We start from the raw sequence: 25722 nt of genomic DNA on the forward strand, positions 1-25722 counted from the left end.
CTCACGCTGGACTCGATCATCCGCAGTGCGCTGGTGGGCCTGTTCGTGGCGCTCATGGTCGTTTTCATCCTGGCCCCTTGCTCTGGCTCGGCGTCCGTGCCTTCGCCGGTAATTGGACCTTCCCCAACCTTCTTCCCGATGATTGGACCCTGCGCTGGTGGCAGGTTGTCATCAACGACGGCGCGCTCGGCGTCGCAGTGCAGAACTCCTTGTTCTTCGCGCCGCTGACAGTGCTCGTTTCCGCCATCATTTGCTTGCCGGCGGCCTACGCGTTCGCCCGCTTTGATTTCCCGGGACGGCGTTTCTTCCTGATCAGCCTGTTCGCGACCAATGCCTTCCCCAAGATGGGGTTGTTTGTCACTCTTGCGGCGCTCTTCTACGCGTTGAACCTGATGAACAGCGTGCTGGGAATCCTGGTGGTGCACGTGCTGGGAACGGTGGTCTTCATGACGTGGATCCCGGCGGCAGCGTTCGCTGCGGTGCCGCGCAACCTGGAAGAAGCAGCGCGCGACGCCGGAGCCTCCAAATTGCGCGTGTTCGCTTCAGTGACTCTCCCTATGGCACTGCCGGGGATTATCGTCGCAGCTGTGATGTCGTTCCTGGCGTCCTTCGACGAAGCGCAAGGAACGTATTTGGTAGGTGCGCCGGCCTTCATGACCATGCCCACCCAGATGTACAGCCTGGTGCTGAACTACCCCACGCAGGTGGCCGCCGTCTTCTCCATTCTGCTGGCCATCCCCTCCGTCGCCCTCATGCTCGCGGCGCACAAACACATCCTCGGTGGCCAGCTCGCCGAAGGCTTCCAGATCAAATAGCGCCCTTGCGCTCAACGTCAGACAGAGAACCCATGACAACCCATGAATCCCTCACCAGCGCGGAGCTCCACGACCGGCCAGCTGCCAGTGACAACGCCCCCGCGGCCCCTGACGGTCCGACACTCTCCAACGGAGGCCTCAACATCCGCGGCCTGCACAAGGTCCTTGGCGGCCGCACGATCATTGACAACCTGGATCTGGCCGTCAAAGAAGGGGAACTAGTGTCACTTCTGGGGCCTTCCGGTTGCGGCAAGACAACTACCCTTCGCATGATCGCCGGTTTCCTGGAACCCGATTCCGGCTCCATCGAGGTGGAAGGCCAGGAAGTCTCCCACCTTGGCGCCGAGAACCGGCCCAGCGCGATGGTGTTTCAAAACTACGCGCTGTGGCCCCATATGACCGTTGCCAAGAACGTCGGCTTCCCGCTGAAGTTACGGAAGATGTCCAAGCCGGCCATCCAGGCCAAGGTTGACGCCGTGCTGGAGTTGGTCAGCCTGTTGCACCACAAAGATTCCAAGCCTGCCCGCATTTCCGGTGGCGAGCAGCAGCGCGTGGCATTGGCTCGGGCGTTGGTCCAGGAACCGAAGCTCTTGCTCCTAGATGAGCCGCTGAGCAACCTGGATGCGAAACTGCGTGTCAAAGTGCGCGAAGACATCCGTAACATCCAACAGGAGTTGGGCATCACAACGGTCATTGTCACGCATGACCAGGAAGAAGCGATGTCCATGTCCGATCGGATCGCCGTCATGAATGCGGGCAGGATCGAACAGTACAGCACCCCGGAAGCGCTCTATGCCCGGCCGGAAACGGAGTTTGTTGCCACCTTCATCGGCAGCATGAACCGGGTGGAAGGCCGCTTTCACGACGGTGTCATCACCGCGGGCCCGGACATTCTCGGGATCCGACCCGAGGACGTCATCCTGGGTGATTCGCCCTTCGCCGGTGCGCTCCCGGCGACTGTCGAGAGGGTGGTCCCGCGCGGACATTTCCAGGAGGTGTACTTGCGTCGCGCCGACGCCCAGCTTCGCAGTTTTGTCACCGGTGAGATCATGCGGCCGGGCCAGCAAACATACGCGGCAATACGCAAGGCCATGACTTTCAGGGACGGACGGCTGGTAGCCGAGGCGGGAGCGGCACGTTGAGCCGCATCGCCTCGACGGAAAAGACCCGCGCGACGGCTCACCGCGGGGACTCGAGCAACTTTCTGGAAAACACGCTCCCAGCCATCAGCTCGGCCATCGAGGCCGGGGCGGACCTCGTGGAAGTGGATGTCCGCGTCACGAAGGACGGGCAGGTAATCCTGCTGCACGACGCTTCCCTGCTCAGGATCTGGGGCCTGGACTCCGACGCCGGAGACATCGACTATGAGCGGATCAGCCAGTTGGGTGCGGGGGAAGAACGCGTCCCACTGCTCTCGGATGTGCTCGAGCTCTTCCGCGATGGCCGGTCCACCCTGCTTATCGACATGGAGGAACAGGGCCCCGCAGAAGCGGCTGCCGCCGTCGTCCGGGCAAGCGGTGTAGAGGTGTCCTGGTGCGGAAACCTGGACGGGATGAGGATCATCCGCACCCTTGACCCGGCAGCCCGGATCTGGCTGCCGTGGAACAAGAGGGTCGCTCCGCCGGCAGACCTCGCTGGCTGAGTTGAACCCCGAGTTCGTCAATTCGGAGTACGTGGTCCTCAGCAATGATCTGGTAAAGCAGATCCACGCCTCAGGGATCAAGGTTGCATGCTGGACCGTGGACAATCTCGAGTCCATGCGGTGGGCACTTGGACTCGGCGTCGATTCGATTACCAGCAATCAGCTGGATCTCCTTCAAAGCACCATCGCCGAAGATTCCGAAACGTGGAAATCGGCCCAAGGGCCAAGGACGTTGGCCGGGGATGAGATTCTCGAATCCCGCAAGGTCGCGCTTGAACTCGCCGAATGGGTCATCGGGTACATGCGCGACGCCGAACGCGGGGAGGTTTCGGTCAAGGCTCACCCCGCCGACCTGGTCACGGAAGTCGATGTCGCCGTCGAGCGTTATGTCCGCGAAGTGATCGCGGCACGGCTCCCGGGCCACACGGTGGTGGGCGAAGAAATGGGTGGCGTCGCGGTGCCCGGCGCGCCGTGCTGGTACCTCGACCCGGTCGACGGAACCACGAACTATGTAAACCAGATTCCCTGGACGGCGTTCTCGTTAGCCCTGGCCGTGGACCGCAATCCGGCAGTGGCTGTTGTCGCAGATCCTTGGCGAGGCGAGATTTTCGAAGCTGTGGTTGGCTGGGGAGCGCGCCTGAACGGCCGGAAGCTGTCTCTTGCTTCTGATGGGGCCCCTGCGGAAGCTCTCTTGGCTGGAACGGTGGTGGCAACGGAACTTGCCGGACATCTGCCGTGGCCCGGAATGCTGGAACTCTTGGATGCGCTCGGTAAGAGGCATAGCATCATGCGGATCATGGGATCGGCGACCATGACGGTGGTGGGCATTGCCGCCGGACGCGGCGCCGGAGCCGTCATCGGCGGCTTCAGCCCGATCGACCACCTCGCGGCGACCCTCATTGTTCACGAGGCCGGCGGCGTTGTCCTCAACTCCGCCGGTGAGATGGACATGTTCCCCGAACAAGGCGGTGTGCTGGCCGCCCGTCCGGAGCATTCTGGCGAACTCCATGAACTCTGGATTCAGGCACGTGCAGATGCCGGCGAATGAGGGGCTGGGTTCGCTTGCCGACGCCGTTTCCACCCTTGACCGGCGAAGCCGCTTCGAATTGCTTCGGGAAGTCCACCTCGACTTTCCGACTTACCACCCGCAAGGCATGGCGTTCGCGAAGGGACTGACGTTCCTGTCGTCCGTGGAGATCCTCGATCCGCCCGAGGCCCGCCGCGGACCCGGCCTTGCGCAGCCCCGGGCAGGGGAGCGGCCACGTGTTTGTCCTCGGGGGCGGCGGTGAGTTGCTCCGCGATATCCTGCTTGGCGAGGACGCCGTGTACCACCCGGGTGGAATCGATTACGACGGCTCCCAGGTGTGGGTTTCGGTGGCGGAATACCGGGCCGAGAGCAGTAGCATCGTCTATACGATCGATCCGGACAGCTTCGAGGTGCGGGAGCGGTTCCGGGTGGATGATCACATCGGATGGATTCTCCGCGATCCCTGGCTGGACTTCGTCTTCGGCGGAAGCTGGGGTTCCCGGCAGTTCTACACCTGGGACACCGAGGGCCGCCTGGTGGACACGTGGGAGAACCCCGGCCACTTCGTCGATTATCAGGATGCCCAGCTTCTTGGTCCGGGCCTCTTGTTGTGCAGCGGGATTTCGTTACTGCCCCGGTCTGATGGCACGTTCCTTGAACTCGGGGGACTGGCCCTCATGGAGCCATTGCGGCAACGAATCACGCGGGACGTCCCCGTCAGCGTGTTCAGCAAGGCCGGCCATGTCATCACCCGCAACCCGGTTACCGTCACCGCAAGTTCATCCGGGCTCCTGCTTCACGCGGCGCCCGACGACGGCGACGACGCCGGCGGAACCCGGATACTGAGTTACCGAATCATTTTAACACTGCTGTGACAGTCCGGAAACGGGTCGAGAACTGGGCGCGGATAGCGTGGCCGCATGATCGTATCCATCATGTCCAAGGTCAGTGCCTGGCTCGAGGCCGCCTACTTCTATGAGGCGGCTGAACTGGGGGCCTCCGGGGCCACTGAAGCCACCCGGTACGGCTGGCTTCCGGCTCTCAGCGGTATGGCCATTGCCGATGCACAAGCCCGGAAAATCAGGCGTGACGAGTAGCCGGAACCCTTGAGATTCCGGGGGTCCCGGGTAGCTAAATGTCTTGTTGGACACACTATTCGTTGATGGCGTGTACTATGCCCTAAACTGCTTCACTGAGGTGCCTGAAATGGCACTATGCAGCAACGAAAGTGAACACATCAATGGCTACCGATTACGACGCCCCACGCAAGACCGAAGAAGAGTCTCCCGCCGAATCGCTCGAGGCCCTGCAGGCGTCGCGCGGCTCCGGTGCCCAGACTGCCGTCATCGACGTCGACGAGAACGATACAGCCGAGGGCATTGACCTTCCCGGCGCCGATTTGTCCGGCGAAGAACTGACCGTCATCGTTGTCCCGGAGCAGTCCGATGAATTTACGTGTTCATCGTGTTTCTTGGTCCGTCACCGATCGCAGATTGCACTGGAAAAGAACGGCCTGAAGTACTGCCGCGACTGCGAAGGCTAGACCCGCGCGCAAAGCAGCCCCGCCAGACTGGGAACCAGCAACACCAAAACCAGTCGGGTGGGGCTTTTGCGTACTTGGCATCGCGAAGTCCCAGTCCTTTACGACCCTCTTTGCCCCCAATTGGTGGCGCGTGGACGCGGCGCGCCGTGTCGTAAGCGCTTTCCGAATCCAAAGAGGGTCAGGACGGCGCGCTGATCGTCAGGTGGCTGCGCACGGCGGCCTCCGGCGTCGTTATCCGGAATAACAAACGGAGGCGCGGAGCAGCGCCGGGACCTCGGAAAACCGCTGAAATCGGGCCGCTCGATGGCGACTCCGTGACCCATAACTCGATCCCCTAACAGTTGGGCGCCGAAGCGGATACGGAGTCCCCGAAAGGACCCCGACGCTCCTACGCTTGAGGTATCGATTCGCTCGAACACTCAAGGGGAGTGGCCCAAGTGAGAAAGTTTCACGTGTGGTTGGCAGCCTTGCTAGTGGCTGCCGGGCTTGGTCTCGTGGCACCAGGGACTGCCTCGGCAGCCCCGTATTGCGGAATCCTCTGGGGATCGTTGGCAAAGTCCGCCCCCGCCCTGACCCAGGCGCAAATTGTCAACGTCCGGACCGGCCAGCAACCCTGTTTTGACCGTCTGGTGATTGACTTGAACGGCACCGTTGGCGGCTATTCAATCCGGTACGTTCCGCAAGTACTGCAGGACGGCTCGGGACTTCCTGTTGCGCTCAGTGGCAACGCGTTCCTCCAGCTCACGGTCAATGCTCCGGCCTACAACTCCGCCGGGAACGCCACGTACAACCCGGCCGACAAGAGTGAACTGACAAACGTCGCGGGGTACAAAACCTTCCGGGAAGTGGCGTACGCCGGCAGCTTCGAGGGCTACACCAGCCTTGGCCTCGGTGTCCGTGCCAGGCTCCCCTTCAGGGTCTTCGCGCTGGCTGGCCCCGGAACAGGATCGCGCCTGGTGATCGATGTCGCCCATATGTGGTGAGGCGCGGCTGGCGGCTCGAACACACGCAGAAGCCCTGCACCGGGAAATTCCCGGAACAGGGCTTCTGTGCGTGTGGTCGGTGCTACTCAGGTACCACGAGGGCCGGGGTGTCCTTGCGAAGAGTTTCGCCGCGGAAGAACCCGGGCCGGACGCGGGCCATGATGACCATGACCACCGCGCCGAGGGCGAGAATGCCGATGCCGATGATGAACACCAAGCCGACGCCAAAGATTTCAGAACCGCTGCCAAAGTTCGGGGACCAGCTGTCCACTGCCGTTTGGATGAAGACCAGCGTGAGAACCACCCCGCCAACCACCGGGAAGAGCAGACGCATGAAGAAGTTGCGCACGCTGCTGAACACGCTGTGCCGGAAGTACCATGCGCAGGCAAACGCAGTCATCCCGTAGTAGAAGCAGATCATCAAGCCCAGCGCCAGGATGGTGTCGTTCAGGACGTTTTCGCTGACCACCTTCATGATGGCGTAAAACCCGCCGGAGATTGCGCCGGCCACGATGGTGGCGAACCCCGGGGAACCGAAGCGCTTGCTCACGGTGGAGAAACGGTGCGGCAGTGCGCCGTAGTGACCCATGGCCAGAAGGCTGCGGGCAGGGGAGGCCATGGTGGACTGCAGCGAAGAAGCGGTGCCCGAGAGTACGGCCAACGACATCAGGATGGCCAGCGGACCCATGACAGGCGAGGCAAGGGCGGCAAAGATGTTGGACTGGTTGTCCGGGTTGTTGAGCCCGATCCCGTCGCCGCCGATCCCAGCGACCATCATGGTGGCCACGATCACCGCAATGTAGAGCCCCAGCACGGCAATCGCCGTCGTCGTGCCTGCCTTGCCAGCTGTGCCCTTTCCACCTTTGGTCTCTTCGTTGACCGTCAGGCAGACATCCCAGCCCCAGTAGACAAAGACTGCCAGGGACATTCCGGCGGCGAATTGCTCGAAACTGCTGATCTTCGTGGGGTTGAACCAGTCCCAGCTGAACGCCAGCGCAGTGGGGGTGTCACCCGAAGCTGCGTGGGTGAGCGCCATGATGACGAAGACGCCCAAGACCACTACCTGGAACCCCACCATGGCGTACTGCACCAGTTTGGTGGCGTGCAGGCCCCGGTAGCTGACCCAGACGGCCAAGGCCACGAAGGCCAGACAGGTGGCGATGTTCAATGCCTTGTTGGAGGTGAGGTCGGCAAGATCGGGATTGCCGAAAACCTGGGCGAGGAAGAGGTAGAAGAAGTCCACCGCGACCCCTGCCAGGTTGGACAGGACAATGATGTTTGCCGCTAGGAGGCCCCAGCCGCCCATCCAGCCGATGAAGGGGCCGAACGCCTTGGTGGCCCAGGTGAAGGTGGTGCCGCTGTCAGGTGAGTCTGCGTTGAGCTCCCGGTAGGCGAATGCCACGAGGATCATCGGGATGAACGCCACGATGAAGATTGCGGGCAACTGCAGGCCCACCGCGTTCACTGCCGGACCCAGGGAGCTGGTCAGGCTGTAGGCGGGCGCAACCGAGGAAACGCCAAGGACGACGACGGCGAGGAGCCCCAGCTGCCCTGTCTTGAGTCCTTTGCCGCTGATGCCGTGTTCGGTGCCGGCTGGATCGTTGGCCCCCGCGGTAGCGCTTGGGCGGATTACTTGAGTCATGTGCTTGGCTCTTTCTAGATGGACCGAAAGTTATTGCTGGATGCTGCACTGGAAGCCGGCAATGGGGTCATCGAAAACTGGTGGCGGGCGGCGACGGTGGGGGCGCCCGGGCCGGTGGGGTAGTTCATGGTGGCTTGCTCTCCGGTGAGACAGGAGTCACTAAATGAATGACGTTCATTTAGTATGGACGTGGAGAAGCCCCGACACAAGTGGTTTGGCCAAAAAATTTTGGTTTGTGGCGGATTATCCGAGCGAGCGTCTGCCGGAAACGGCCTCAAAGCGAGCGAGCACCGGGTGCAAGCAAAGGGGGAGTGGGCTACTCAGGCACTGAGCTCGGCCCGCAGGGAGTACTCCCTGCCGTCCAGGACAAGCTGGGTGCAACGCCCGGTTTCCGGGTTCAAGACGATGGGCGCCGCGAGGTTGACCGTGGTCTTTTCAAGGGTCGGGTTGACCACCACCAGCGTGGTTGCCAATTCAGTCGCCTCCAGGCCGAGATCCTCCAGCGTCGAGCCGGGAATGGCCGGGGCGTAGTCCGGAACATAGACGGCGGCATCTGCCAGGAACATCCGGATGCGGGGGCTGGCGGACTCCAGCGCGTAGAGTCCCGGGGCGCCATCGATTCCCCGCAAGGCGAATCCCTCCGCGGTTTCCAGGCCCGGCATCGGCGCGGTGAAGCTCAGCTCGCGGGCTGCTTGCGCAGTACTCATTTCAGGAAGTCCATCAGCGTCGGTTGGAGCGTCTTGGCGGTGACCGCCAGGGCAACCTGGTAATTGGTTTCCTGCAGTTTCAAGTCCATGACAACCTTTCCCATGTCAGCGTCTTCGATATTCGAACGCTGTACCTCAAGCGAGGCCTTCAGCCCGTCCACGGAGTTCTGGGCGCTCATCAGCTTGGTCTGCCGTGCTCCGACGTCCGCGCGACCGTTGATCACGGACTTGATCTTGTCACCGATTGCCGTCAAACGGCTGCTGACATCCGCCCCGGAGCGGATATCCGCGACGACGTTGCTCACCAAAGCGAAAACCGAGGAGGCGCCGTCACCGAAGATCGCGCCGCCGTCGGCGTCTACCCGCACGGTCTGCGTCGCGTCAATCCGCCGTTGAACGCCCCCTCCGGGCGTTCCGTTGAACACTGGGGGAGTGGCGTTGCTGAATGCTCCAGCTGAATCCGAGTTTCCCGCAAAAACGTTGCGGCCGAGGTACTGCGTGTTCGCGCTACTCAGGAGATCCTTGTTGAGCCCTTCGATTTCGACGGCGATCGCCTCCTTGGCGGTGTCGTTGAGCGTGCCGTTGGAGGCCTGCACGGTGAGGTCGCGGATGCGGTTGAGGACGTTGGTCGCCTGGCCCAGGGCAGCGTCCGCCGTGGTCAGCCAGCCATTGCCGCCATTGATGTTATTCGAATACTGCCCGGCGGCGCTGATCTGTCCCCGCACGGCCAAGGCATTCGCCAGCCCGGCCGGATCGTCGGACGGCCGGGTGATGTTCGTGAGGTTGCTGGCCTTCTCTTGCAGGGCAGCGAGCTTCGCCTGACCCGCCTGAAGATTCAGTTGCGCGGTAGCAGCCATTGTCTGCGTGGTGACTCGGTTCAGCATGGGTTACCTTCCCACCAATCCGGTGTGATTGATCAGGACATCGAGGGTCTCGTCCACGGCGGTCATTGCCCGGGCGGCCGCCTGGTAGGCGTGTTGGTTGGTGAGGAGGCTGATGTTCTCCTCGTCGAGGCTGACGGAGGATCCTGAGGAACGCTGCCCGACGGCGGCCGTGCTCGCCGCGTCGGCTAGCTGCTGGTGCTGCTGTGCCGAGCGCGACGCCGTGCCGATCCCGGTGACGATCCCGGACCACATGGAGTCCGGGGAACCGGGCCCGACGCCGATTTGGGAGAGGGAGTCCGCAATGCTGCCGTCGAGGGCGCCGGAGCCCGGAGCTCCGGTGGCGATTCCTGCGGCACTCGTCGGGACGACGCTGAGGGACAACGCAGCGGGAGTGCCGGGGCTGGTCGCGAAGAAATCGAGGTTGGTGGCGCCGGTGGTGGAATGACCGGTGCGGTGCACTGCGTTGACGTCAGTCATGAGCTTGGTAGCGAACGCGTTGTACGACGCGGCGGCCTCGGCGATGGCCCCGCCGGCGCCTCCCGCTGCGGCCGGGGCGAGGAGGGAAACCGCGCCGGCGAGCTTGCCGCCGTCGAGCGGTACCGCCACACCGGGGCGGTCCGCCCACTCCAGCTGGACTGGTGAGCCGGCCGCGCCCATGGTTGCTTGGCCAGTCAAGGCGAGGTTGCGGTGCGAACTGCCGGAGACGATTGCATTCCCGCCGACGAATACATCCACGGTGCCATCGGCGTTGTCCCGGACAGATCCACCAGCCAAGGACGAGATAGTCTCAGCCACCTTGTTGCGGGCATCGATGAGCTCGTTGGCGGACCCGCCCGAAGCGGTCACGGAGCGGATGGTCGCGTTGAAGTTGGCGACCTGGGCTGCGGCATCGTTCAGGGTGGCAACGGTGCTTTGGGCTTCGCCGCGGACGCGGGTCCACTGCGCGTCCAAGGCCCTGTAGCCTGTCGAAACAGTATTGGCGAGCGCTGCACCCGCCTGAAGCAGCAAGCCGGCGGGCGCAGGCGCTCCAGGGTTGTTGGAGACTCCCTGCCACGAGGACCAGAAAGTATGCAGGGCCGTGGATATCCCGGCGGAACCAGGTTCCTGGAGGGTCCCCTCAATGCTTTGGAGCTCGGTGGACCGGTATCCGGCGTAGCCGGCCTGTGCAGCAGTGGAACGGACCCCGGCGTCGAGAAAGCTGTTGCCCAAACGGGCGATTCCATCGACAGACACGCCTTGGCCTGCCTGGACTCCCGTCGCGACAAGTCCCGTGCGGGCGGGGGCGCTGACGGCCGATTGCTCAATGCGTTGCCTCGTGTAACCGTCCGTGCCGGCGTTGGCGATGTTCTGCCCGGCCACGTTGATGCCCTGCTGCGCTGCGGTGAGGCCCAAGTAGGCCGTGTTGAGTCCGCCGAATGTGCTCACTGCTTTGTCCTTTGGTGGTCCGGTCTACGTCCGGTGGGTTTCGCTCAGAATTGCTGGTCGAAAAAACGGGATCGGGCCGATTCCCCGGTGCTGCCATGGGAGCCTGTCCGGCCGTGGGCATCGTAGGTTCCGGCCGCCGGCTTCAGGTCCGCCATGGTTTCCTGAGTGGAACGGACGGCCGCGCGCAAGAACTGATCGTTGGAGTCACGCAGTTCCTTGATGGTGGCAGTCTGTTGCTGCATGGCGTTCAGGTGCGAGGACAGAACGTCTGCCCAGGCCTCGTCAGGGGCAGCCGAAGCCAGCGCGCTAAGCGACGATTCGGCAGGCAAACCCCATTGCGCCGCCACTGCCGCCACTTCCACTGTCCGGGCAAGCCCAGCTTTGGACAAGTGTTCCAGTACCTGCTCGACTTCCCGTGTGCCGTGCGGTAACCAGCGGGATTTGCCCGCTGTGAGTAGCAATTGCTCCTCCTCAAGCTTGAACGTCAGCAGATCCAGCAGCTCGCGTTCTCGCCACAGCAGGGCCGACAGTTCATGGATGGCCATGTCGGGTCAACTCCAGTTCCGGGTGTTTCATGGGTGCGATCGCGCGGATTCGGCACTTCCCCTGTGCTTCACCGCGTTGAAGGCAACTATCGACCACCTTCGCCTGCGCGTTAGTAACTCTCAATACACGTTCAATGAACTTTGTCCAGTCAAGCGAGGTGAGGCCATGCGTCGAGTACGGCTCAAAATTAGCCTCCGCGTTTTCCTAACCACCGGCTTCCCGGTTCCGATAATCAAAAGTGACAGGCCACGGATGGCCTGGGAGCAGTACCGGACCCAATCACGGAGGAATACACCATGGGCATGGCAATCAACAACAACCTGATGGCTAACAACGCATACCGCAACCTCAGCAACACCCAGAACGCAGTGTCCAGCTCGATGGAGAAGCTCTCCAGCGGCCTGCGCATCAACCGCGCCGCGGACGACGCTGCCGGTCTGACCATCTCCGAGGGTCTCAAGTCCCAGGTGAGCGGTTCTGCGATCGCAGCCCGTAACGCACAGGACGGCATCTCGGTCATCCAGACCGCTGAAGGCGCCCTCGGCGAAGTCGGTTCCATCCTGGCCCGCGTGCGTGACCTCGCTGTCCAGGCCGGTAACGACTCGAACAACGCCGCGTCCCGCGGGGCGATCAACGCCGAGGCCAAGAGCTTGTCCGATGAAGTGGCCCGGATCGGTTCGTCCACCAACTTCAACGGCATCAAGCTGCTCGACGGTACCGCCGGTACCGCCGGCGTCATGTCGCTGCAGATTGGCGCGGGTTCGACCGCCAACGACAAGGTGGGCGTTGATTTCAACCCGGCCAACCTCGCCGCTGTCAACACGGCACTGACCGCCATCACCGGCGCCGCAGGCGGCGCCAACGACGGCTTCAAGGACGCCGGTACGGTGACGACCACGCTCGCCAGCCTGGACACGCAGATCGCGAGCATCTCGTCCGCCCGTGCCGGCCTGGGTGCAAGCCAGAACCGCCTCACGCACGCGATCAACATCCTGAACGTTTCCGGTGAGAACCTCCAGGCCGCACAGTCCCACATCGCCGACACCGACATGGCCGCCGAAATGGTGAAGTTCACCAAGAACAACATCATCGCCCAGGGCAGGCACCGCCATGTTGGCCCAGGCCAACCAGTCCGGCCAGGGCGTCCTCAAGCTCCTCGGCTAAACCCGGACGCGGATCCATCGTCGCCGGTGGCGGTCAGCTCGGGTCCCTATACCCGTCTGGCCGCCATTGGCCGTTGACGCAGCAGCATAACTTTGGAAGGAACCCTCGGTGGGTACATCTATTGACGGCCTCGCCAGCGGCCTGAACACTACTTCGATCATCGATTCGCTGATGGCCGTTGAGGCGTTGCCACAGCAACAACTTCAGTCCAAGGTCGCCACCGACCAATCGATGATCAACGCTCTGGGAAGCCTCAACACCCGTCTGACTGTGTTGGGCTCTCTGGCCTCGGCCGCCTCGGCGTCCGGCGCGACTAATCTGTTCACGGCCACCACAAACAGCCCGGCCGTCACTGCCACGGCCTCCACTATGGCTGCCGCAGGCTCGATCGATGTGACCGTGACCCAGCTGTCCTCCACGAAGATCGGTGTGACTCAGGCCTTTACCACCTGGCCCACCGACGCGTCCGGCAACCCGGCACACCTGACCCTGGTTGGCAAGACCGGCAAAGCCACCGAAATCACTCCGGCTTCCACGAGCCTTGACGATGTAGTCAAAGCCGTGAATGCCGCCGGCGGGGGGGCGACCGCGGTGAAGGTCCCGGCCGGAAATGGTACCTATCGCCTGCAATTGACCTCCAGCATGAGTGGCGCGTCCGGCGACTTCCGGGCTTATCAGGGCACCGCCGCCGACATCACGGCAGGGACCGCAACGGACTTGTTCGCACAACCGACAGCTGCCATCGTCAAGCCAGCGGCGGATGCACAGGCCATCCTGTATGCGGGAACCCCCGCGCAGCAGACCATCACCTCGTCCAGCAATACGTTCAGTGAGGTCCTCACGGGAGTCGCAGTGACCGCGACTGCCGTGAGCTCCTCGCCGGTCACCGTCACTGTTGCAAGCGACACTGCCGGGATCTCAAAGAAGGCCAGCGACCTGGTCTCCTCGGTGAACGATCTCTTGGGCTACATCGCAACCAGCAGCGCGGTGAGCACCACTACAAGCGCCGCCGGTGTCGCCAGCGCCAAGGGCGGTATCTTCACCGGAAACAGCTCCGTCCGGGCTGCCAGCGATGCCGTCACCGAAGCGGTGGTAGCCCCGGTGAATGGTAAGTCGCCCTCCGAGTACGGCGTCGTCATCCAACAGGACGGCACATTTACTTTCGACAGCACCAAGTTTGCCTCGGCGATGGCGGCCGACCCAGCCGGTACCCAATCGGCTCTTTCGCAGATCGCCACAAGGGTTGCCGCGGCCACGACGAACGCCTCGGACCCGGTGAACGGCTCCATACCGCAGCTGATCAAGGGACAGCAGTCCGAAGTGTCGGACCTGACGTCCCAGATCGCCGACTGGGACACCCGGCTCGCGGACCGCCGCACCGCCCTCAAAGCCGTCTACACCAACATGGAGGTCCTGCTGGGGAACCTGAAGTCACAGTCTTCCTGGCTCTCCGGCCAGATCTCCGCCCTCTCCTCTTCCTCATCCTCGTCGTCAGGAAAGTAAACCGTGACCGCTACCGCCCTCCGTGCCAGCCAGCTCAACCAGTACAACACCGACGCGATCCTCTCGGCCCCTCCCGCACGGCTCCTGACCATGCTGTACGACCGTCTCCTCCTGGATCTGGGCCGGGCCCGAATTTGCCCAGGAAAACGCCAATTGGGGTGTCGCGAGCGAAAACCTGCTGCATGCGCAGGCAATCGTCACCGAGTTGTCCTCCACCCTGAAGACCGATGTGTGGGACGGTGCCTCGGGCTTGCTGAGCATCTACCAGTACGCGATGGAAGCCATGATCGGAGCCAACATCTACCGCGACGTCAACCGGACCAAGGAATGCATCGTGCTCCTGGAGCCACTTCGGCAAGGCTGGCATGACGCAGCTTCGCAGCTGCCGGTTCAGGGCGCAGCAACCGGGACCGCAAGGATGAACGGCACGCTCGGTGTCGGCTGATTCGATTCGGCAATGGTCGGAGATCCTGAACCGCCTGGAAACCGACATTGCCGCCGCCTTTTCCGACGGTGAGTTTGTGCCATGGAGTCCTCCCGCCGATGCCGGGCCGCTGCCGCTGGAGCTGGCGGACAGGGCGCAGCGCCTCCTCGACGCGCAGCTGGAATCGATGACCATCCTCGACAAGATTCGGGGCGACGCCCTTGCCCACTTGGACGCCCTCAGCACAGTCCCGGGTAGCCGGAATCCCTCCCGTCCGTTGATCCTCGACGTTCAAGGCTGATCAGGTTCAGAAAACAATCCCCAAATCGGTTAACGGATCGCCCCCGCGTGCCGATAGTGGAAATCGAGCAGGGATCGCTCGATGCACGGCCATGGATCGGCCTCTTCACTTCTATTCGCGAAGGCAGGCCGTCTCGTGTTCGATTCAGTGACTTCTGTTGCCCTTGGTAGCGCCCTTGACGGGCTGACCCTGCGCCAGAACACCATCGCCAACAACATCGCGAACATCAATACCCCGAACTATCACGCCAAGCGGGTGCAATTCGAAGACGCCCTCGCCGCATCGGTGGCCTCCGGTGACGGGTCCGCCACGGCAACGGTCTCCACATCCCAAGAGCCCACGCAGCTCAACGGCAATAACGTGAACCTGGACACCGAAACACTTTCCAACGTGGACACCGTCCTGCGCTACCAATTTGCGTCCCGGGCCATCGGCGGCGAAGCCACGGCCCTCCGCACGGCCATGAGGACAAGCTCATGACATTCGATGCGATCGGGATCGCCAGCTCCGCCCTGACAGTGCACCGTAAGTGGCTCGATGCCGTTTCGGACAACCTGGCCAATATGAATACCGTGAGCCGCACCAGCGGCAAGGCCTTCCAGGCCCGCTACGTCGAAGCGGCCGAGGGCAGCAACGGAACCGGCGTCTACGTCAAAAGCACACCTCAAGGCAGCCCGACAGGCAGGCTCGTTTACCAGCCAGACCACCCCTTGGCCGACGCCCAAGGCTATGTGCGTTATCCCGACATCGACCTCGCCGAACAGATGGGTTCCCTGATCGTGGCCCAACGCGGATACCAGGCCAACGCGCAAGTGGTGGACCGTGCCCGTGATACTTACCTTGCAGCGCTTGAGATAGGAAAACCCTGATGGCATTGAACCCGATCGGTGCGATTCAAGGCGCCGGAGGTGGGCTCGGAGTGCAGGGCGTCAGCGGCACCGGCTATGCAGACAGCACAAGTAGCACCGGCGGAGCCACCGGAGCCACCGGAGTGTCAGGGGTCACCGGAGCGTCGGGCGGCAACGGGTTTGCTACCACGCTCACGGGTGCCATGGACAACCTCCAGTCACTGCAATCGACGTCGAACCAGCTTGCTGTGTCCGCAGTGACGGGCAACCTGGATGACATCCACAAGGCGACCATCGCCGCCACGCGCGCCCAGATCACCCTGGAATTCGCGGCCACGATAAGGAACAAGGGCGTTGACGCGTTCAACGAGATCATGAGGATGCAGGCCTGATGCCCCCACAGATTGCCGCTTTCTTTCGCAAGTTCGGGGAAGGAATCAAAGGGTTCACCACAGGGCAGCGCACCATCGCCATCATCGGTATCGCCGTCTTGGTCCTCGGCGGGGTGGCCTTGTCAGCATGGCTCGGCAAACCGTCGTACTCCCCACTTTTCTCCGGTTTGAAGGACACCGACGCCAACAGCATCGTGGAGCAGCTGCGTAAGGACAATGTTCCGTACGAGCTCAGCAACGGCGGCGCCACCATCCTGGTTCCGGACGACAAGGTCAACGATGAACGGCTGAAAGCGGCCGCAGCGGGCCTCCCGGCAGCCGCAGCCACGGGGTATTCGCTGTTGGACAAACTTGGAGTGACTTCCTCTGAATTCCAGCAGTCCGTTACCTACAAGCGCGCGCTCGAAGGCGAACTCGCCACCACCATCCAAGCCATGGACGGCGTCAAGACTGCCGCCGTGCAACTCGCCATTCCGGCAAAAACGGTCTTCACTGCCACGACCCCGGACGCCACGGCATCGGTGTTCGTCGAAACACAGCCTGGCATCACGCTGTCCGCAGACAAGGTCCAGGCGATTGTGCACTTGACGTCCGCGTCGATCGAAAACCTGAAGCCAACAAATGTCTCGGTGGTGGATTCCCAGGGCAATGTCCTCTCCGCCGTGGGAACCGGCGCTACCGGATCGTCGTCGAAACAGGCGGCCGACTATCAGCAGCGCACCTCCGATTCGGTGAAGGCCGTCCTGGACAAGGTGGTAGGCCCGGGCAACGCCACGGTGGCAGTCGCTGCCGACGTGACGGCGGAATCCGCGCAGCAGCGCAGCGAGACGTTTTCCACCTCCAAGGATGCGGCTCCGCTGAGTGAAACCACCAAGACGGAGAAGTACACAGGAACCGGAAGCGGCGCTTCAGGCGTCTTGGGTCCGGACAATATTGCCGTCGCCTGGCGGCACGAATGGCAACGGAACCTTCGACTCCACCGATACAACCAAGAACAACGCGGTCAACAAGGTCACCGAAGACCGGACCATTCCGCAGGGCGCGGTGAAGCGGCAGACCATTTCCGTCGCCATCAACCAGTCAGCGGCCGGCGGACTCAATGTCAACTCGGTCAAGGCGCTCGTGACTTCGGCCGCCGGCGTCGATCCGACCCGCGGAGACGTCGTCACTGTTGAGGTGCTCCCCTTCAGCACCACGGCTGCCGACGCAGCGACACAGGCGCTAAACGCGGCCAAAGCCCAGACGGATGCCAAGCAACAGTCCGATTTGATGAATACGCTCATCCTGGCGGGCAGCATCCTGCTGGCAGTGGTTGCGCTGATAGTCCTGGTGATGATCCTCCTGCGGCGCCGGCAGCAAAGAGAGCCGGTTGACCTCGGCGAACGGGTTGACTACGAGATGCTTCCGCACGTCGTCACGCCCGTACTCGAAGGGCCGCCCGCCACCTCGGCGATTGAGATGCCGCAGCCCCTTCCCGCCTTGCCGATGCAGGGAGCAGAAGCGCTCGACGGCGAGCGGCGGCGCGCCCAGATTGAAGCCATGGTTGCCGAGAACCCCGCCCGGACCGCGGACTACCTGCGCGGACTTATGGACGAAAAGCAGCCGGTATGAGGGCCGGGGAACTCGGTTTCGAGATGAACGCCTTGACCGGTGCCCAAAAGGTGGCCGTGGTGCTGATGCAGATGAGTCCGGGCAGCGCAGCCTCCGTCATGACCCAGTTCTCGGAGTCGGAAGCCGAGGACATCGCCGCGGAGATCGTGCGCTTGCGCCGTGTTTCCTCTGCTGTGGCAGACCACGTCTTGACCGAGTTCCACGACCTTGCGGTCAGCGGGCGCCGCACGGCCCGCGGCGGCCAGGAATTCGCCGTCGGGCTCCTGGAAGCGTCCTTCGGCGCGGACAAAGCCGCCGGATTCATGGACCGTCTCGCTTCCACCATGGCCGGGAAGTCCTTCGAATTCCTGGAGATGATCGACTCCGGGCAGATCCTGGCCCTGATCGACAGCGAGATGCCGCAGACCATTGGTTTGATTCTGGCGCATTTGCGGCCGGGCAAGGCTTCTGCGGTCATGGCCGGACTGGGCGACATCCAACGGAGCGAAGTGGCCCGTTGCATCGCCACGATGGGGATGGCTTCCCCCGAAGCCGTGGGAATCGTGGCCGAGACCCTCAAAGTGCGTGCCGGTGCGGTCATGTCGCAAAGGAAGTCGAGCGAGATTGTCGGTGGCATCCAACCACTGGTGGACATCATCAACCGATCCGACGTCAACACTGAACGCTCCGTGCTGGACGGCTTGGAATCCCTTGACCCGGACCTCGCCACGGAAGTTCGCGCCCGGATGCTGACCTTCGTGGACATCGTGAAGTTGGAACGCCGCGATATCCAGCAGATCCTGCGCGGCGTCAGCCCCGAAGTGCTTGCAGTTGCCATGAAGGGAGCGCCCGCCGTAGTGCTCGAGGCCGTGCGCACCAACGTTTCCGGCCGCAAGCCTGGAGATCCTGGAGTCCGAGATGGCTTCTGCCGGGCCGGTGCGTGCCTCCCAGGTTGAAGAGGCCCGGGCCGAGATTGTCCGTTCCATCCGTGAACTCGAAGCTGAAGGGGCCATCGTTGTCCGGCGCGGCGAGGAGGACGACTTTGTCTACTGAGGCCGCCACCGTGACAGCCATGGAGTTCGCGCGGGTGGTCTTCCCCGATGTCCAGCCGGCTGCCCGGTCCGGCAGGGAAGACCGGGGCTACACCCAAGGCCACGCGGCGGGGTACGCCGCCGGGATCCGGGCTGCGGCCGTTCAAGAGCAGCGTCTCCGCGAACAGCTCCGAACTGAACACCACGCAGTACTCGACGCCGGTCGCTCGGCTGTGGCGCACGCTGTCCGTGCGCTCGAAGCCGCGGCCGCCGCGTCCCAGCAACGCCAGGGCCTTGCGTTGGAGGAAGCCCAGGAGGTCTTGGCGGCAAGCGCGATCGAGCTTGCAGAAGCCATCCTGGGCTACGAACTCACTCAGGGGAAGAACACTGCCCGCGCCGCCTTGGCCCGCGCGCTGGGGGCGGCGTCCGGCGTCGAGACCGTGACCTCAGTCCGGCTCAACCCCGCAGACGTCGCGGCACTGGCCGCCGTCGACGCCGGGAACCCTGCCGGCGTCGAGCTCAAGGCAGATCCGGCACTCAACCCGGGGGACGCGATCGCTGAGCATCCACAGGGCTGGCTGGACGCCCGGCTAAGTACCGCTTTGGACAGGGCCAAGCAGGCCCTTCTCGGGAACGACGCATGAGCGTCACCGACTACCGGCCGCACGCGGACCGTTTCGCAGCCGCCCTCGCTTCCGCGGCCCCGCAGCGTGTGGGCACCGTGACGTCCGTGCTCGGCCTTGGCCTTGAAATCGCTGGTCTGGATTGCGCCGTCGGAGATCTCGTGACGGTGGGCGACGCACCCGGGCTCGACGCCGAAGTGGTCGCCTCGGTCAGCGGCGCCGTGCGTTGCATGCCACTTGGACGGTTGACCGGAGTGGCCGCCGGGGACCCGGCACGCTCCAAGGGCACTCCGATCCTTGTCCCTACCGGTCGTGGACTTTTCGGGCGCGTGCTCGATGGGCTCGGGCGCCCGATCGACGGGAAAGGCCCACTGCCCGCCAGTCCCATGGTCCCCGTGGATAACGAAGCGCCGTCGGCCATGCACCGTGCCCGGGTAGACACTCCGCTGCAGACCGGCGTCCGCGTCCTGGACACCATGACCACCCTTGGCCGCGGCCAGCGCATGGGGCTCTTTGCGGGCTCCGGCGTCGGCAAGTCCTCGCTGCTATCCATGATTGCGCGTGGGACCGATGCCGAAGTGTCCGTGATTGCCCTGGTGGGGGAGCGCGGCCGTGAGGTGCGCGAGTTCCTGGAAGACGACCTTGGCCCCGAAGGCCTGGCACGTTCCGTGGTTGTAGTGGCCACGTCCGATGAACCTGCGCTGATGCGCCTTCGCGCGGCAGTGACGGCCACCCGCATTGCCGAATCGTTCCGCGAAGCGGGCAAAGACGTGGTGCTCATGATGGATTCGCTCACCCGCGTTGCCATGGCCCAGCGCGAGATCGGCCTTTCGGCCGGCGAGCCGCCCGCTACCCGCGGCTACCCGCCGTCGACCTTTTCCGTCCTCGCCCGGTTGCTGGAACGTGCCGGAACTGCCGAAACCGGCTCCGTGACCGGGATCTACACGGTGCTGGTGGACGGTGACGACCACAACGAACCGATCGCCGACGCCGCCCGCTCGATCCTGGATGGACACGTCGTGCTGGATAGAAAGCTCGCTGTCACGGGGCACTTTCCGTCGGTGGACGTGCTTGGTTCAGTGTCCCGCGTGGCCTCAAAGGTCAACACTGGCGATCGCACGGCGCTCGCGGCATCGTTGCGCCGGGTACTTGCTGCGCGTCGCAACGCCCAGGACCTGATCGACGTCGGCGCATACCACCGGGGCAGCAACCCGTTGGTTGACGCGGCACTGGACAACGAGTCAGCGATCAACGGCTTCCTTCAGCAAAGCATGGACGAATCGACCCCGTACAGCGAGTCATGGCCGGAGCTCTTCCGGCTCGCGGCAAGCCTCGAAGGAGCAGCGTGAACCGTCAATTCTCCCTGGCCGGGCTGCTGCGTCTGCGCCAGACCCAACAGGATGCCGCCGCCAGCGGATTGGCCCGGGCCAACTCCCGGTCCGCATCCATGCGGGACCGCCGGGCCGCTGCCCGCGAGGAGCTGGCAGAGTCTGCTGGAACCGCGGGGACCTCGGCCTCGCTGCTGGCGATTGCCGCATCCCGGGCGTCGGCGCAGAGCATGTTGTCCGAACTTGACGCCTTGGCTGCCAGCGCGGAGGCCGAAGCCGCCGAGGCCCGCGCGGAATACACCGAAGCCAAGCGCCGGGCGGTGGGACTTGAGAAGCTCGAAATCCGGCACACTGCCGCCTTCGAGGCATCCGCTTTGCACGCCGAGCAGGGGATGCTGGACGAGATTGCTTCGTCCGCGTGGCACAGAAGTGCCGCGCAGCCAGCCCCTGTCTACCCGGCGGCAGCGGCAGCACCTGCAGCACCGAGTGGGCGGAAGGCCAACTCATGACTATGACCGAGGCCATCGGGCACATCCAGAGCATCCAATCGATGCTGCAGCAACTGAGCCAAGGCGTTCTCCCGCAAGCCACTGCCACCACCGGCGGAACGGCGGCCACTTCAGCGGATGCGGCCTCCTTCGCGCAAGCGTTGAGCACCGCCGTCGGGGGTTCGCAGTCGTCCGGCACCGCCGTGGGCGGCTCCCAGGCGTCGGGCATGAGCCAGCTAGCCTCCGCCTTGGGGCTTGACAGCTCTGCCCTCACCGGCGCCGGGGCCCTCACCGGCCTCAACGGAGCCACGAGCACGGGCGCGCTTTCCGGTGTCAGCACCGGGGCTGCGGGTGGCGTTACGGGCGATGCCGTGGTGGCCGACGCCAAGAAGTACATTGGCGTGCCGTACGTATGGGGCGGCACAAACCCGGCGACGGGCATGGATTGCTCAGGCTTCGTGCAGCGCGTCTTCAAGGACCTCGGCGTCGACCTGCCCCGCGTGGTCAGCGATCAGATGCAGAAAGGCACGCCAGTGGCGTCCCTGGCGCAGGCCAAGCCCGGCGATCTCTTGGTGAGCTTCGGCGGCAACCATATCTCGATCTATCTCGGCAACGGCAAGGCAATCGACGCGCCCGTGCCCGGCCAGACCATCCAAATCCGCGATGCGTGGGAGCAGCAGTCCAATCTGACTGCGATCCGCCGCATCGTCCCCGCGGGAGGCTCGTGATGCAGTTGCCCCCCGCAGGTGCCCCTGCCCCCCGCTCGGCGTCTCCGCAATCCGGTACCGCTTCCGGCACGAAGTCTGGGGCGGCCGCTGGCTTTGATGCCGTGATGGGCGGCGTGCTGGCGTCCGGCGCTCAGGCATCCGGCGCTCAGATGCCGGGCGCTCAAATATCCGGCGCTCAGGAAAAGCAAACGTCCGACGACGGCGGCCGAGGAAAGCCTGACTCCGCGGACTCCGGGACGGCCGTCCGAGCCGGTGAACACCGAATGGCAAAGGACGCCAAAGATGCGGCCAACATGGCCGACACGGCGAATGCTGCGAATGCAGCTGGAAGTGCTGCCGCCGCTGCCGGAACAGCGACGGCGGCCGTCGCTGCGCAGGCAACTGCGCTGGGTCTCGGCTCGGATCAAAGTTCGAGTCTTGGCGCGGGCAAGGACGGGCTGGCAAGGGGTACAGCCCAGCTCGAGGCGCTTGCAGGCACGCCTGCGGCGCCCAGGCTTTTCGATGTCCGGAGCGGCATCAATGGCCGCCGGTTCGACGCCTGGCGGACCAGGCGCCGTAACAACGGCCACGGTCCCGCAGAGGGAAAACGCAACCGCTCTTTCGGGCGAGGGTGGTGCTGCAATGGCTTCGGGTAAGGCCCCGGCTACGCTGGCTGGCACAGCCATGGTTGCCGCTTCCGGGACCGCCGTCCCTCCGGACGCTTCCCCTGCGTCTGCCAGCGCTTCAGGCGCGACGCCGTCTGAGCCCGTGACGTCCGGCTCCCGGCAAGCGGGTCTATTGACACTTCCAATCCAGAACAATCCGGTTCGGGCCGGCACAGTCAAAGCCAGCCCAGCCCAGCCTGGACCAACCCAGCCCGGACCAACCCAGTCCGGACCAATCCAGCCCGGACCAATCCAGGCAGCAAGCGCGACCGGTCTCGAAGCCGCGGACAGCGTCACCGCAACCCTGGCAGGGGAGCTTGGCGCCGCCGTCGTACTTCCTGCCGGAAAACCAGGGACGCAACAGGACCCTCAAAGTGTGCCCGGAACGGACGCTCCCGCTGCTACGGGAGCAGGAATTCCCGCTGGTATTCCTGCGGCTGTGCAACCGCCACAGCCGCAGCAGCTCAATTCGACGCCTGCCCCCGTTCTGGCCACGCCCGTGCCGCAAGCAGATCCCGCGAAGCTGCTGCCGCAAGTAACCGGCCCCCTGTTCTCCCTTGCCTCGGCGGCCCCGGGGAGCCACGTGATGACGCTGAAGATGTCGCCGGAGGACCTTGGCCCGCTGACTGTCCGGGCCCATATCGACGGCAACGGCGTGCGGATCGAATTGTTCGCCCCAGGAGAAGCGGGCCGCGAGGCAGTCCGCAGCATCCTGCCGGAACTGCGGCGCGGACTCGGGGAATCCGGTTTCGGGGCCAGCCTGGACCTGTCCGAACACAGCGCTCCGGCCGATGCCGGCGCGGGCGGCGCGGGCGGTTCGGACCCGCGGGACCGGCGCCCGGCGGAAAGCCCGGCGTTCCCACGCGGCAGCGACAGTGAGCCGGTTCGCATGGCGCGGACCGCCGTCGTACTTCCCCGAAGCAGTACCAGCAGGCCTGGACATTCTCGTCTGATGAAGGAGAACCAATAGTGAGCATCCAGCCCATCGCGGCAAGCAGCGGAGTCCAGTCTGGAACCACTGTGCCCAAACCGGCGCAGACCCTGGACTCGAACACCTTCATGAAACTTCTGGTGACGCAGCTGAAGTCCCAGGACCCTAGTGCCCCCATGGACACAAACCAGATGATGAGCCAGACAGTCCAGCTCTCCATGATGGAAAAAATGACCGAGCTCACCTCCGGTTCCAAGGAGAGCTTTTCGCTCCAGATGCGCACTGCCGCAGCGCAGATCATCGGCCACAACGTCAGCTACGCGCTGGCGGACGGCACCAAGGGATCCGGCGTCGCGAGCTCGGTGTCCTTCTCCGGGAGCGTTCCGGCGGTGGTGATCGGGGGAGTGAACGTTCCGCTCGATTCCGTCAGCGGGATCACGGACGCAGCCGCGCCCCCAGCCGCCACCCCCACTGCCTGACGTTCCACAAACCTCTGCCACGAACCACCCGAAGAAAGGCAACACCATGCTTCGTTCGCTGTACTCCGGAATCTCCGGCCTCCGAGCCCACCAGACCATGCTGGACGTCACGGGCAACAACATTGCCAACGTGAACACGGCCGGCTTCAAGGCCTCCTCCACCCAATTCCAGGACACGCTCTCCCAGATGACGCAGGGCGCCGGCGCACCGCAAGCCGAAATCGGCGGCACCAACCCGGCCCAGATCGGTCTGGGAGTGCGCGTGGCAGCGGTCAGCACCAACTTCAGCCAGGGTTCATCCCAGAACACCGGGCGAGCCACGGACATGATGATCTCCGGCGACGGTTTCTTCATTACCAGCAAGGCCGGACAGCAGCTCTACACGCGTGCCGGCGCCTTCGACATGGACGCCGCAGGCCGGCTCGTGAGCCCCGACGGCGGCATTCTGCAAGGCTGGTCTGCCACCAATGGAACGGTGAACCTTGGCGGCCCTACTGGCCCCATCGCGCTCTCGCCGAACACCACGTCGGCCGCAGTCGCCACCACCAAGGCCTCGCTGAACGGCAACCTCCCGTCCGACGCAGCCCTGGGCACCAGCGTTGAGCGCCAGGTCAAGGTGTACGACGCCGCCGGAGCTTCCCGCAGCCTGACCCTGACCTTCAGCCGTATTGCGGCCGGTTGGAATGTGGCCGGGGCAGACGCCAACGGTGCCACGGCCAACTCGACACTTGCGTTCGCGAACGGTGCCCTGACATCCGGCGGCAGCATGACCGTCGGCGGGACAACGGTGGACATGTCCACCGTTACCGGCTTCGCGGCCATGGATACCCTGACCGTCGCCAGCGAGGACGGCTCTGCGGCCGGCAAGCTGGAATCATTCACCCTGGGCGGTGACGGCTCGCTAATCGGTTCGTTCAGCAACGGCAGCAAGCAGGTACTCGCGCGCGTAGCTCTGGCCCACTTCACCAACCCGGGAGGTCTCGAGAAAGCCGGCAGCTCCACCTACGTGGCAACCGCCAACTCCGGGACGCCACAGTTGGGCGCCCCGGGCGACGCCGGACTTGGTACCGTGACTGCCGGTTCCTTGGAAATGTCCAACGTGGACTTGTCCCAGGAATTCACCAACCTGATCGTGGCCCAGCGTGGCTTCCAGGCCAACGCCCGCATCATCACGACGTCGGACGAAGTCCTGCAGGAGCTGACCAACCTGAAGCACTAAATCCCCGGAGAACATGGTTGTCTCCTAGTTTCGGCTTCGGAATGTTCATCGTGGTCGACCAGGCTCTCTTCATCATCGAAGTGCTCCCCGACAGGGCTGCCGCCGGGCGGGATCTCGGTCTATCCCAGCTCGGTACCAACCTCGGTCAGACGATCGCCCCGATCGTCGCTGGCGTGGTCGTCGCCATCTCCGCTGGCGCCTACGGCCCGGTCTGGATCGCTGCAACGGTGCTTGTGCTCATCTCGGCGGTCGCGATCATCCCGATCAAACGGGTGCGATAGCGGTTCGCTAAGGGTCAGATCGACAAGATGGTTCTATGCTTACGGGTTTCGTGACTGGTTCTCCTGCGACTCGCGGAACACCTCGATAAGGGCGGTGCCGAAACCTCCTCGAGAGTGCACCAATCGTCGCAGGCTCTAGCGAAATCCTCGCTCAGCTCGTCCCTCCGTCGGCGGCGGAATTGTCCCGACGTCGTCTGGACAATTCGGTCTGGTGTCGAACCAATTGTCCAGACACCATCTGGACAATTGAGATGGAGTCACAACGTTGCGGTGCTCAACAAGCTCGATGACCAGGAACTCCGCAGATGGCATACATCACGAGCAGTGAAGCATGGGTGGTCGGTGGCTGTCCCTGGAGCATCAGATCATCACCAGACTCCACTCCCGCACGGGCGCGGCCCCGAACAACCTCGAGGCCCTAGTCCGAGGTCGTGGACCCGTCGGCGATCGTCGCTTAGGTGGGACGGCCTGAGGCCCCGACCATCTCAGTAGCTGCCGCGCCGAAGGGTGACGGCGGGTCCCGGCGGCGGCCCT

32 protein-coding genes and 2 pseudogenes are annotated in these 25722 nt (G+C 64.0%); 29 read left to right on the plus strand and 5 right to left on the minus strand.

Annotated features, from left to right (window positions below):
- The first annotated feature begins 77 nt into the window (after positions 1–77).
- From ACF0H6_RS16565 to ACF0H6_RS16605, 9 genes are all read left to right on the plus strand, one after another.
- A complete protein-coding gene (locus ACF0H6_RS16565; RefSeq protein ID WP_395250624.1) occupies positions 78–815 on the plus strand; it encodes an ABC transporter permease in 738 nt (245 codons plus the stop codon).
- A gap of 32 nt (positions 816–847) precedes the next feature.
- Positions 848–1957, plus strand: a complete 1110-nt coding sequence (locus ACF0H6_RS16570; RefSeq protein WP_395250625.1) for an ABC transporter ATP-binding protein — start codon at positions 848–850, stop codon at positions 1955–1957.
- Entirely contained in the window at positions 1954–2457 is a 504-nt protein-coding gene (locus ACF0H6_RS16575) for a glycerophosphodiester phosphodiesterase (RefSeq protein WP_395250626.1), read from the plus strand. Before ACF0H6_RS16570 ends, ACF0H6_RS16575 begins: the two co-directional genes overlap by 4 nt.
- 1 nt (position 2458) lies before the next feature.
- Positions 2459–3505, plus strand: a complete 1047-nt coding sequence (locus ACF0H6_RS16580; protein WP_395250627.1) for an inositol monophosphatase family protein — start codon at positions 2459–2461, stop codon at positions 3503–3505.
- On the plus strand, positions 3492–3746 hold the full coding sequence (locus ACF0H6_RS16585; RefSeq protein ID WP_395250628.1) for a hypothetical protein: 255 nt from the start codon (positions 3492–3494) through the stop codon (positions 3744–3746). Before ACF0H6_RS16580 ends, ACF0H6_RS16585 begins: the two co-directional genes overlap by 14 nt.
- Entirely contained in the window at positions 3721–4359 is a 639-nt protein-coding gene (locus ACF0H6_RS16590; protein WP_395250629.1) for a DUF6454 family protein, read from the plus strand. Before ACF0H6_RS16585 ends, ACF0H6_RS16590 begins: the two co-directional genes overlap by 26 nt.
- 45 nt (positions 4360–4404) lie before the next feature.
- Complete coding sequence (locus ACF0H6_RS16595) at positions 4405–4581, plus strand: hypothetical protein (RefSeq protein WP_395250630.1); 177 nt, start codon at positions 4405–4407, stop codon at positions 4579–4581.
- A gap of 143 nt (positions 4582–4724) precedes the next feature.
- The gene (locus tag ACF0H6_RS16600) at positions 4725–5027 is read left to right on the plus strand and encodes a DUF4193 domain-containing protein (RefSeq protein WP_028266109.1); all 303 of its coding nucleotides are present in this window, start codon (positions 4725–4727) and stop codon (positions 5025–5027) included.
- 437 nt (positions 5028–5464) lie between these two features.
- On the plus strand, positions 5465–6010 hold the full coding sequence (locus ACF0H6_RS16605; protein WP_395250631.1) for a hypothetical protein: 546 nt from the start codon (positions 5465–5467) through the stop codon (positions 6008–6010).
- A gap of 82 nt (positions 6011–6092) precedes the next feature.
- Here the strand turns inward: ACF0H6_RS16605 and ACF0H6_RS16610 are convergent, their stop codons facing one another.
- The 5 genes from ACF0H6_RS16610 to ACF0H6_RS16630 all read right to left on the minus strand — a co-directional run bounded on the left by ACF0H6_RS16610 (position 6093) and on the right by ACF0H6_RS16630 (position 11213).
- A complete protein-coding gene (locus ACF0H6_RS16610; protein ID WP_395250632.1) occupies positions 6093–7652 on the minus strand; it encodes an APC family permease in 1560 nt (519 codons plus the stop codon).
- Between the two features lie 320 nt (positions 7653–7972).
- Entirely contained in the window at positions 7973–8359 is a 387-nt protein-coding gene (locus ACF0H6_RS16615; protein ID WP_395250633.1) for a flagellar assembly protein FliW, read from the minus strand.
- On the minus strand, positions 8356–9243 hold the full coding sequence (gene flgL, locus ACF0H6_RS16620; RefSeq protein ID WP_395250634.1) for a flagellar hook-associated protein FlgL: 888 nt from the start codon (positions 9241–9243) through the stop codon (positions 8356–8358). The genes ACF0H6_RS16615 and flgL overlap by 4 nt, the downstream gene beginning before the upstream one ends.
- Before the next feature lie 3 nt (positions 9244–9246).
- Entirely contained in the window at positions 9247–10668 is a 1422-nt protein-coding gene (gene flgK / locus ACF0H6_RS16625; RefSeq protein WP_395250635.1) for a flagellar hook-associated protein FlgK, read from the minus strand.
- Positions 10669–10712: 44 nt separating this feature from the next.
- Complete coding sequence (locus ACF0H6_RS16630) at positions 10713–11213, minus strand: flagellar protein FlgN (protein ID WP_395250636.1); 501 nt, start codon at positions 11211–11213, stop codon at positions 10713–10715.
- A gap of 297 nt (positions 11214–11510) precedes the next feature.
- Here ACF0H6_RS16630 and ACF0H6_RS16635 point away from each other — a divergent pair.
- The 20 genes and pseudogenes from ACF0H6_RS16635 to ACF0H6_RS16730 all read left to right on the plus strand — a co-directional run bounded on the left by ACF0H6_RS16635 (position 11511) and on the right by ACF0H6_RS16730 (position 25680).
- Positions 11511–12378 (plus strand): annotated as a pseudogene (locus ACF0H6_RS16635) (flagellin).
- A gap of 108 nt (positions 12379–12486) precedes the next feature.
- On the plus strand, positions 12487–13881 hold the full coding sequence (fliD, locus tag ACF0H6_RS16640; RefSeq protein ID WP_395250637.1) for a flagellar filament capping protein FliD: 1395 nt from the start codon (positions 12487–12489) through the stop codon (positions 13879–13881).
- A 193-nt stretch (positions 13882–14074) separates the two neighbouring features.
- On the plus strand, positions 14075–14326 hold the full coding sequence (locus ACF0H6_RS16645; RefSeq protein WP_395251343.1) for a flagellar protein FliS: 252 nt from the start codon (positions 14075–14077) through the stop codon (positions 14324–14326).
- The gene (locus tag ACF0H6_RS16650; protein ID WP_395250638.1) at positions 14316–14606 is read left to right on the plus strand and encodes a hypothetical protein; all 291 of its coding nucleotides are present in this window, start codon (positions 14316–14318) and stop codon (positions 14604–14606) included. Before ACF0H6_RS16645 ends, ACF0H6_RS16650 begins: the two co-directional genes overlap by 11 nt.
- Positions 14607–14741: 135 nt before the next feature.
- Entirely contained in the window at positions 14742–15086 is a 345-nt protein-coding gene (locus ACF0H6_RS16655) for a flagellar basal body rod protein FlgB (RefSeq protein ID WP_395250639.1), read from the plus strand.
- Positions 15083–15475 (plus strand): flagellar basal body rod protein FlgC, encoded by a 393-nt coding sequence (locus ACF0H6_RS16660; RefSeq protein ID WP_395250640.1) that lies wholly within the window; start codon positions 15083–15085, stop codon positions 15473–15475. Before ACF0H6_RS16655 ends, ACF0H6_RS16660 begins: the two co-directional genes overlap by 4 nt.
- Entirely contained in the window at positions 15475–15846 is a 372-nt protein-coding gene (gene fliE / locus ACF0H6_RS16665) for a flagellar hook-basal body complex protein FliE (protein WP_395250641.1), read from the plus strand. Before ACF0H6_RS16660 ends, fliE begins: the two co-directional genes overlap by 1 nt.
- Positions 15846–17457, plus strand: a pseudogene (gene fliF / locus ACF0H6_RS16670) (flagellar basal-body MS-ring/collar protein FliF). The gene fliE and the pseudogene fliF overlap by 1 nt, the downstream one beginning before the upstream one ends.
- Positions 17454–18392: a flagellar motor switch protein FliG gene (locus ACF0H6_RS16675; RefSeq protein WP_395250642.1), complete on the plus strand. Its 939-nt coding sequence runs from the start codon at positions 17454–17456 to the stop codon at positions 18390–18392. Before fliF ends, ACF0H6_RS16675 begins: the two are co-directional and overlap by 4 nt.
- Positions 18355–18489, plus strand: coding sequence for a FliG C-terminal domain-containing protein (locus ACF0H6_RS16680; RefSeq protein ID WP_395250643.1), 135 nt, complete (start codon positions 18355–18357; stop codon positions 18487–18489). The genes ACF0H6_RS16675 and ACF0H6_RS16680 overlap by 38 nt, the downstream gene beginning before the upstream one ends.
- Positions 18479–19111: a FliH/SctL family protein gene (locus ACF0H6_RS16685; protein ID WP_395250644.1), complete on the plus strand. Its 633-nt coding sequence runs from the start codon at positions 18479–18481 to the stop codon at positions 19109–19111. The genes ACF0H6_RS16680 and ACF0H6_RS16685 overlap by 11 nt, the downstream gene beginning before the upstream one ends.
- Positions 19108–20439 (plus strand): FliI/YscN family ATPase, encoded by a 1332-nt coding sequence (locus tag ACF0H6_RS16690; protein ID WP_395250645.1) that lies wholly within the window; start codon positions 19108–19110, stop codon positions 20437–20439. The genes ACF0H6_RS16685 and ACF0H6_RS16690 overlap by 4 nt, the downstream gene beginning before the upstream one ends.
- Entirely contained in the window at positions 20436–20927 is a 492-nt protein-coding gene (locus ACF0H6_RS16695) for a flagellar FliJ family protein (RefSeq protein ID WP_395250646.1), read from the plus strand. The genes ACF0H6_RS16690 and ACF0H6_RS16695 overlap by 4 nt, the downstream gene beginning before the upstream one ends.
- Positions 20924–21634, plus strand: coding sequence for a C40 family peptidase (locus tag ACF0H6_RS16700; protein WP_395250647.1), 711 nt, complete (start codon positions 20924–20926; stop codon positions 21632–21634). The genes ACF0H6_RS16695 and ACF0H6_RS16700 overlap by 4 nt, the downstream gene beginning before the upstream one ends.
- Entirely contained in the window at positions 21634–22269 is a 636-nt protein-coding gene (locus tag ACF0H6_RS16705; RefSeq protein ID WP_395250648.1) for a hypothetical protein, read from the plus strand. The genes ACF0H6_RS16700 and ACF0H6_RS16705 overlap by 1 nt, the downstream gene beginning before the upstream one ends.
- Positions 22256–23248: a flagellar hook-length control protein FliK gene (locus ACF0H6_RS16710; RefSeq protein WP_395250649.1), complete on the plus strand. Its 993-nt coding sequence runs from the start codon at positions 22256–22258 to the stop codon at positions 23246–23248. Before ACF0H6_RS16705 ends, ACF0H6_RS16710 begins: the two co-directional genes overlap by 14 nt.
- Positions 23248–23688, plus strand: coding sequence for a flagellar hook assembly protein FlgD (locus ACF0H6_RS16715; RefSeq protein ID WP_395250650.1), 441 nt, complete (start codon positions 23248–23250; stop codon positions 23686–23688). Before ACF0H6_RS16710 ends, ACF0H6_RS16715 begins: the two co-directional genes overlap by 1 nt.
- A 46-nt stretch (positions 23689–23734) precedes the next feature.
- Positions 23735–24907 carry a flagellar hook protein FlgE gene (locus ACF0H6_RS16720; protein ID WP_395250651.1) on the plus strand — a complete coding sequence of 391 codons (1173 nt, stop codon included), beginning with the start codon at positions 23735–23737 and terminating at the stop codon, positions 24905–24907.
- Positions 24908–24924: 17 nt separating this feature from the next.
- Entirely contained in the window at positions 24925–25188 is a 264-nt protein-coding gene (locus ACF0H6_RS16725) for a hypothetical protein (protein WP_395250652.1), read from the plus strand.
- A 270-nt stretch (positions 25189–25458) separates the two neighbouring features.
- Positions 25459–25680 (plus strand): hypothetical protein, encoded by a 222-nt coding sequence (locus ACF0H6_RS16730; RefSeq protein WP_395251344.1) that lies wholly within the window; start codon positions 25459–25461, stop codon positions 25678–25680.
- The last annotated feature ends 42 nt before the right edge of the window (positions 25681–25722 follow it).

It is taken from the genome of Arthrobacter sp. NA-172 (genome assembly GCF_043952055.1).
In the GTDB taxonomy this organism is placed as follows: Bacteria; Actinomycetota; Actinomycetes; order Actinomycetales; family Micrococcaceae; genus Arthrobacter.

What these genes read in the sequence shown, in the direction of transcription:
- ACF0H6_RS16570 (WP_395250625.1), top strand. Translation starts at nt 848, where the DNA reads ATGACAACCCATGAATCCCTCACCAGCGCGGAGCTCCACGACCGGCCA.
- ACF0H6_RS16585 (WP_395250628.1), top strand. Translation starts at nt 3,492, where the DNA reads ATGCCGGCGAATGAGGGGCTGGGTTCGCTTGCCGACGCCGTTTCCACC.
- ACF0H6_RS16595 (WP_395250630.1), top strand. Translation starts at nt 4,405, where the DNA reads ATGATCGTATCCATCATGTCCAAGGTCAGTGCCTGGCTCGAGGCCGCC.
- ACF0H6_RS16600 (WP_028266109.1), top strand. Translation starts at nt 4,725, where the DNA reads ATGGCTACCGATTACGACGCCCCACGCAAGACCGAAGAAGAGTCTCCC.
- ACF0H6_RS16610 (WP_395250632.1), bottom strand. Translation starts at nt 7,652, where the DNA reads ATGACTCAAGTAATCCGCCCAAGCGCTACCGCGGGGGCCAACGATCCA.
- ACF0H6_RS16615 (WP_395250633.1), bottom strand. Translation starts at nt 8,359, where the DNA reads ATGAGTACTGCGCAAGCAGCCCGCGAGCTGAGCTTCACCGCGCCGATG.
- flgL (WP_395250634.1), bottom strand. Translation starts at nt 9,243, where the DNA reads ATGCTGAACCGAGTCACCACGCAGACAATGGCTGCTACCGCGCAACTG.
- ACF0H6_RS16630 (WP_395250636.1), bottom strand. Translation starts at nt 11,213, where the DNA reads ATGGCCATCCATGAACTGTCGGCCCTGCTGTGGCGAGAACGCGAGCTG.
- ACF0H6_RS16660 (WP_395250640.1), top strand. Translation starts at nt 15,083, where the DNA reads ATGACATTCGATGCGATCGGGATCGCCAGCTCCGCCCTGACAGTGCAC.
- fliE (WP_395250641.1), top strand. Translation starts at nt 15,475, where the DNA reads ATGGCATTGAACCCGATCGGTGCGATTCAAGGCGCCGGAGGTGGGCTC.
- ACF0H6_RS16675 (WP_395250642.1), top strand. Translation starts at nt 17,454, where the DNA reads ATGAGGGCCGGGGAACTCGGTTTCGAGATGAACGCCTTGACCGGTGCC.
- ACF0H6_RS16680 (WP_395250643.1), top strand. Translation starts at nt 18,355, where the DNA reads ATGGCTTCTGCCGGGCCGGTGCGTGCCTCCCAGGTTGAAGAGGCCCGG.
- ACF0H6_RS16690 (WP_395250645.1), top strand. Translation starts at nt 19,108, where the DNA reads ATGAGCGTCACCGACTACCGGCCGCACGCGGACCGTTTCGCAGCCGCC.
- ACF0H6_RS16700 (WP_395250647.1), top strand. Translation starts at nt 20,924, where the DNA reads ATGACTATGACCGAGGCCATCGGGCACATCCAGAGCATCCAATCGATG.
- ACF0H6_RS16705 (WP_395250648.1), top strand. Translation starts at nt 21,634, where the DNA reads ATGCAGTTGCCCCCCGCAGGTGCCCCTGCCCCCCGCTCGGCGTCTCCG.
- ACF0H6_RS16710 (WP_395250649.1), top strand. Translation starts at nt 22,256, where the DNA reads ATGGCTTCGGGTAAGGCCCCGGCTACGCTGGCTGGCACAGCCATGGTT.
- ACF0H6_RS16720 (WP_395250651.1), top strand. Translation starts at nt 23,735, where the DNA reads ATGCTTCGTTCGCTGTACTCCGGAATCTCCGGCCTCCGAGCCCACCAG.